Below are 6,189 nucleotides of genomic sequence, written 5' to 3'. Positions count from 1 at the left end.
CCGCCGGTGAGGAACTCCGGGTGACGGGCTACGGCCGCACCAGGACCGAGTGGGTGCCCGACAAGCTCCACAGCGCCCTCTTCACCGTCGGCGCCTTGGACCCGACCGGCCTCGCCATCACCGCCAAGGCCCCAGTCGACGCCACCGTCTGCAAGGGCGACACCGGCGGCCCCGCCCTACGGCAGGTCGGCGACCACTACGAACTCGCCGCCCTCAACAGCCGCTCCTGGCAGAACGGCTGCCTAGGCTCCACCGAAACCACCCGCACCGGTGCCTACAACACCCGCACCGACGACCTCGGTACCTGGATCCAGCAGACCACCTCCGCCTGGGCCGCCACCGTCCGGTCCGGGAACCGCGGCACCGTCTACAACCCGGACACCAGGACCGCCGAGATCTTCACACTGCGGACCGACGGCGCCATGATCCACGCCTACAACACCAACGGCGAGGGCTGGTCGGGCTGGCACGTCCTCGGCGACGGCGCGCGGTTCGTCGGCGAACCGGCCGTCGTCCACAACCCGGTCACCAACACCCTGGAGGTGTTCGCCACCGGCACCGACGGCTCGATGTACCGGGCCACGTGGAGCCGGGCCACCGGCTGGACCCCGTGGACCCTGACAGGTGACTGGAGGTTCCGCGGCGACCCGACCACCGTCTACAACCCGGACACCAGAACGGCCGAGGTGTTCGCTCTGCGGACCGACGGCGTCATGGCACACCTCTACAACACCAACGGCGAGGGCTGGTCCGGCTGGTACGCGCTGGACCCCGGGGCCCGGTTCGCCGGCGAACCGGCCGTTGTCCAGAATCCGATCACCAACTCGCTCGAGGTGTTCGCCACCGGCACCGACGGCTCGATGTACCGGGCCGCGTGGAGCCGGGCCACCGGCTGGACCCCGTGGACGATGACTGGTGACTGGAAGTTCCGCGGCGACGCCTCCACGGTCTACAACCCGGACACCAGGACGGCCGAAATCTTCGCTCTGCGGACCGACGGCGTGATGGCGCACCTCTACAACACCAACGGCGAGGGCTGGTCCGGCTGGTACGCCCTCAACCCCGGAGGCGCGTTCGTCGGGGTGCCGGCCGTCCTCCACAACCCGGTCACCAGCACCCTGGAGGTGTTCGCGACCGGCACCGACGCATCGATGTACCGGGCCACGTGGAGCCGGGCCACCGGCTGGACGCCCTGGACCATGACCGGCAACTGGAAGTTCGGCAGCTCCCCCGCCGCGGTCTACAACCCCGACACCAGAACGGCCGAGGTCTTCGGCCAGGGCACCGACGGCGTCATGGCCCACGCCTACAACACCAACGGCGGTGGCTGGTCCGGCTGGTCCGTGGTCGGCCAGATCCCCGCGACAGGCTGACCGCACCCGTGATCCACCCGCCCGGGACACCAGCAGGTCCAAGACGGAGAAGAGTTACCTCATGCCTCGCTCACGCCCACGCTCGGCGTGGATGACCGGGACGGTCACGACCGTCGCCCTGACAGCTGCCCTGCTGGCCGGTACGCCCGCGCCCGCTCTCAGCGGTGACGCCGCGCCGGCCGGTGCCTTCGCGTTCACGGCCAAGCTCGACATCGGCGACGGCAAACGCGCCTGCACCGGTGCCCTGGTCGATCCGTTCTGGGTCGTCACCGCCGCCTCCTGCTTCGCCGGCAATCCCGCCCAGCCGGCAACCGTCCCCGCCGGCCCGCCCGCACTCAGGACCACCGCCACGGTCGGCCGCACCGACCTCACCACCACGGCGGGCCAGGTCCGTGACATCGCCGAACTCGTCCCCCGCACCGACCGTGACCTGGTCATGGCGCGCCTGGTCAACCCGGTCATCGACATCACCCCGCTCGCCCTGTCCTCCACTGCCCCCACCGCCGGCGAGGAACTCCGGGTGACGGGCTACGGCCGCACCAGGACCGAGTGGGTGCCCGACAAGCTCCACACCGCCCTCTTCACCGTCGGTGGCGTCGACCCGACCGGCCTCGCCCTCACCGCCAAGGCGCCCACGGACGCCACCGTCTGCAAGGGCGACACCGGCGGCCCCGCCCTACGTCAGGTCGGCGACCACTACGAACTCGCCGCCCTCAACAGCCGCTCCTGGCAGAACGGCTGCCTCGGTTCCGCCGAAGCCACCCGCACCGGCGCCTACGACACCCGCACCGACGACCTCAACGACTGGATCAAGTTCGTCCGCTCCAGCACGATGCCGCCCCAGGCCCCCGGTGTCCTGCGCTGGTTCCTCTCCGACTCGGCCCAGTCGAACGTCTCCACCCGGGCCACGTTCGACTTCGGGGAGAGCCCGATGATCCCGCTGGCGGGCAACTGGGACGGCATCGGCGGGGACACCCCGGGCGCCTACGACCCCACCACCGCCCACTTCTACCTGACGAACTCGCTCGACGGCGGCCCCAGCACCACCGACTTCGGGTTCGGCGACCGGGACGATGTCCCCCTCGTCGGCCGGTGGGACGGCGGACGCACCAGCGAAGTGGGGATCTACCGCCCGAGCACCGCCGAGTTCCACCTGCGCCACCACGACGGCACCGTGACGTCCTTCAGGCTGGGCAACGGCGGCAACTGGAAGCCGATCGCCGGGGACTGGACACACAAGGGATTCGACACCCCGGGGCTGTTCGACCCCGACACCGCCACCTTCTACCTCGTGAACTCCATCCACGACGGCGAGGCCGACATCACGTTCACGTTCGGCGCGCGCGGGGACACGCCCCTCACCGGCGACTGGAACGGCAGCGGCACCACCCAGGTCGGCGTCTACCAGACCACCGGCAGCGCCTTCCACTTCCGCGGCGCCGCCCCCGACGGCTCCACTACCTCCGTCTCCTACGGCGACAGCGGCCTCCCGGTCACCGGCGACTGGAGCGGCAGCGGCAAGTCGACCCAGGGCATCGTCGTCCCCGGCCGGTGAAGCGCCGCCCACCCGTCCGGACCGACACCGTGGACACCGGAGGCCGCCAGCCGTGGAACAGCCGGACCAGCCCCCGCCCGGGGCGCGGTCCGATCAGGCCCGGGGGCCCACCGCCATCCCGGCATCGATGTGGGAAATGATCTTCGGAGTGATGGGAACGCCCACGTCGCCGGGTTGGTGTCGCTGCAGGTCAACGGATTCCGTCGGATGGCCTCGACGAGCTCCGCGGAGTCCTACCCGGCACCCCACCCCTCCGGCCCAGCCCCGCTCCGCACCTGATGCCACGACCCGCGGAGCCTCGGACCCGGTCACAGCCGTGCGGCCGTGCGGACCAGGCCGGCCAGCGCGAGGGAGCGGCTGTGCGCGGGCCAGGCGATGTGGGTCACCACGGAAGGTGCGTCGACCAAGGGAACGGCCGCGTGCTCGGCCCACAGCCAGGAGCGGGCGGAGTCGGGGACGACCGCCACGGTGCGTCCGAGGGCGATCAGCTGGGCCAGTTGTGTCTGGTTGTGGATCTCGGGGCCGGGGCCGGGTGCGTAGGTGCCGCGGGTGGGCCAGCGGGCGAGCGGCAGACCGGGGACGTCCCTGACATCGGCCAGCGACAAGGTCTCGCGGGCGGCGAGGGGGTGCCCGGCAGGCAGGACGGCGACCTGCCCCTCCGCCGCCAGTACCTCGCTGTCGAACCCGGCGAGGGAGTTCCACGGTGTGTACATGAGCGCGACATCGGCGCGTCCGTCGCGCAGCATCTCCTCCTGCTCGCAGATCCCGCCCGGCAGCACCTCGATCTCGGCACTGTCGGGCTCGGCCGCGTAGGCGTCGAGAAGCTTCCGCAGCAGTTCATGGGAGGCTGCGGCCTTCACCGCGAGGACCAGGCGGTCGCGGGGGCCTCCGGGGCTGTCGGCACCGCCGGCGCGCCGGGTTCGGCGAGCGGCGGCGACGGTCGCGTCGAGGGCCGCTCGGCCCTCGTGCAGCAGCACCTCCCCCGCACCGGTCAGGCGGACACCACGGCGGTTGCGCTCCAGCAGGCAGACTCCCAGGCGCCGTTCGAGCTGCTGGATCGCCCGCGACAGCGGCGGCTGGGCCAGGCCGAGGCGCTCGGCGGCGCGTCCGAAGTGCAGTTCCTCGGCGACGGCCACGAAGTACCTCAACTCGCGGGTTTCCAGGGTGTCCACGGCCGCAGCTTACGCGGTGATACCCGGCAGGTATGACAGGACACCGTATCGGTGTTGGCCACGCCTTTCGTGCGAGGAGCACCATCATCAGCATGAGCGAAACGATGATCGCGCTGGTGACCGGCGCGAACAAGGGCATTGGGTACGAGATAGCGGCCGGGCTGGGCGGTCTCGGGTACCGCGTGGGCGTGGGAGCCCGTGACGAGGCCCGTCGCGAAACCGCCGTCGGCACACTGCGCGCCCTCGGCGTGGACGCCTTCGGGGTGCCGCTGGACGTGACCGACGACCGCAGCGTCACCGATGCGGCGGAGCTGGTCGAACGGCTGGCCGGACGCCTGGACGCCCTGGTCAACAATGCCGGGATCTCGGGCGAGATGGGCCCCGGGTGGGAGCAGGACCCGACCGCGCTCGATCTGGAAGTGCTCCGCACGGTGGTGGACACCAACGTCATGGGTGTCGTCCGGGTGACCAACGCGATGCTGCCGCTGCTGCGGCGCTCCGGCTCGCCACGCATCGTCAACGTCTCCAGCAGCGTCGGCTCCCTGACCCGGCAGGCGGACCCCGACACCGAGGTCGGTCCGATCATGGCGGCCTACGCTCCGTCGAAATCCTTCCTCAACGCCCTCACGCTGCAGTACGCCCGCCGGTTCGCCGGCACCGGCATCCTCGTCAACGCCGCCTGCCCGGGCCTGGTCGCCACCGACTTCACAGGCTTCCACGGACCCCGAACCCCCGCCCAGGGCGCGGCTACAGCGATCCGGCTCGCCACCCTGCCCGACGGCGGCCCGAGCGGTTCGTTCTTCGAGGACGACGGCGTCGTCCCCTGGTGACCGGCCCACCGAGGCGAACAGGTCGACGGCTTCCTGGCGACGCCCGCGGCGTTGGCGTGTACGGGGTGGGAGGGTGCATGGTGTCACCATGTCCGAACGCCGCGACCGCCGCCGTCTTCACGCCCGCGCCCGAGCTCTCGGGGTACCCATCGAGCAGGCCGGCCGCCGCGCCTTGCTGCGCAGGCCCGGACCGCCGACCGCGGAACCCGTGTGGCCGCGTACCGCGATTCCTGACCGGGACGAGGCTCCTGCCGTCGTCCGGGCGGTGCCTCCGGTGGCGGTGGCGTGCTGCACGGTCTCGCGCGACCGGCAGGTCACGGACGGCGGGACGGTGGTCGTACTGACCCGCCACAGGGCCGACTGTCCGATCTGGTCGGCCCGCTGAGCAGACCGAACAGCAGGGATTCCGCGGTGGCGTGAACGTCGTGCGCCGCCGCGGGGACGTCGTCCACCGGTCGACGTCCCCGGCGACACCGGCGATCCACCGGCTGCTGCGGCACGTTCACGACCAGGGATTCCGCGGCGCACCAGAGCCCCGTGGCTTCGACGCCGACGGCAACGGGCTGCTCACCTTCCTCGACGGCGAAGTGCCTGGCGGGCCCGGTTGCGCGACGCGGACGACCTCGCCGCCGCGATCGACCGGCTGCCCGACACCGACGGACCGCTGACCGTCGGCCTCCGTGCGGTCGAGTACCTCGACCGCACGGGCCTCACCGTCCTCTTCGCCCGTGCCCACCGGATCCGGTTGATCGCGGGCGGACCCGGCCCCTCCCCCGCCGCCCGCGCAACGGCTGACCACCGGGGGTGACCGGTCCCGGCGCTCCGGCTCCCCTGCCCACGTCGTCACACTCGCGCGGCCCGCCGGTAACGCCGGGGCCTGACGTCCACCCGATGGTCACCAGCCCGAGACACGCCTGCAAAACCACCGTCATGACGATGCGTCACCCTTGAGGTCAAAGGACGAAGACCGAAAGGAACCATGAAATGAGCGACTACTTCGCACTCGTCACGGCCCTGGCCCCCCTCCCCGCCCACGTCCACGCCGACAACGGCTCGGGCCCACCGCCCCGGCTGACCGGCCACCAGGCGGACCGGCTCGCCGGCATGGCGAAGCACGACGGCGCCACGACCACCGTCCGGCGCCGGCGCCGCCGCTTCGGCCGGCGGCCGTCCTTCGCGTAGCACCGCCGGCCGGGCGCCGGTCCGCCGGGCGGCTGCGGCCCGGACACGGGTGGTGGACCTGGCCGCGACGGCGGCCC

5 protein-coding genes and 1 pseudogene are annotated in these 6,189 nt (G+C 72.1%); 5 read left to right on the top strand and 1 reads right to left on the bottom strand.

Annotated features, from left to right (window positions below; translation table 11 throughout):
- Both ABZ497_RS31385 and ABZ497_RS31380 read left to right on the top strand, forming a co-directional pair.
- Window positions 1-1,373, top strand: a pseudogene (locus ABZ497_RS31385) (hypothetical protein); the annotation flags it as partial.
- Window positions 1,374-1,464: 91 nt separating this feature from the next.
- Window positions 1,465-2,928, top strand: a complete 1,464-nt coding sequence (locus ABZ497_RS31380) for a trypsin-like serine protease (protein ID WP_359810153.1) — start codon at window positions 1,465-1,467, stop codon at window positions 2,926-2,928.
- Between the two features lie 308 nt (window positions 2,929-3,236).
- Here ABZ497_RS31380 and ABZ497_RS31375 read toward each other — a convergent pair whose 3' ends face one another.
- The gene (locus tag ABZ497_RS31375; protein ID WP_329491858.1) at window positions 3,237-4,100 is read right to left on the bottom strand and encodes a LysR family transcriptional regulator; all 864 of its coding nucleotides are present in this window, start codon (window positions 4,098-4,100) and stop codon (window positions 3,237-3,239) included.
- Window positions 4,101-4,192: 92 nt separating this feature from the next.
- Between ABZ497_RS31375 and ABZ497_RS31370 the strand changes: the two genes are divergently transcribed.
- From ABZ497_RS31370 to ABZ497_RS31360, 3 genes are all read left to right on the top strand, one after another.
- Entirely contained in the window at window positions 4,193-4,930 is a 738-nt protein-coding gene (locus ABZ497_RS31370; protein ID WP_359810150.1) for an SDR family oxidoreductase, read from the top strand.
- A gap of 604 nt (window positions 4,931-5,534) precedes the next feature.
- On the top strand, window positions 5,535-5,738 hold the full coding sequence (locus tag ABZ497_RS31365) for a hypothetical protein (protein WP_359810147.1): 204 nt from the start codon (window positions 5,535-5,537) through the stop codon (window positions 5,736-5,738).
- Window positions 5,739-5,914: 176 nt separating this feature from the next.
- Window positions 5,915-6,112 (top strand): hypothetical protein, encoded by a 198-nt coding sequence (locus ABZ497_RS31360; protein WP_359810144.1) that lies wholly within the window; start codon window positions 5,915-5,917, stop codon window positions 6,110-6,112.
- Window positions 6,113-6,189 lie beyond the last annotated feature (77 nt).

This window comes from Kitasatospora sp. NPDC005751 (genome assembly GCF_040630835.1).
Lineage (GTDB): Bacteria > Actinomycetota > Actinomycetes > Streptomycetales > Streptomycetaceae > Kitasatospora.
This window is presented reverse-complemented; position numbering and strand designations above follow the sequence as displayed.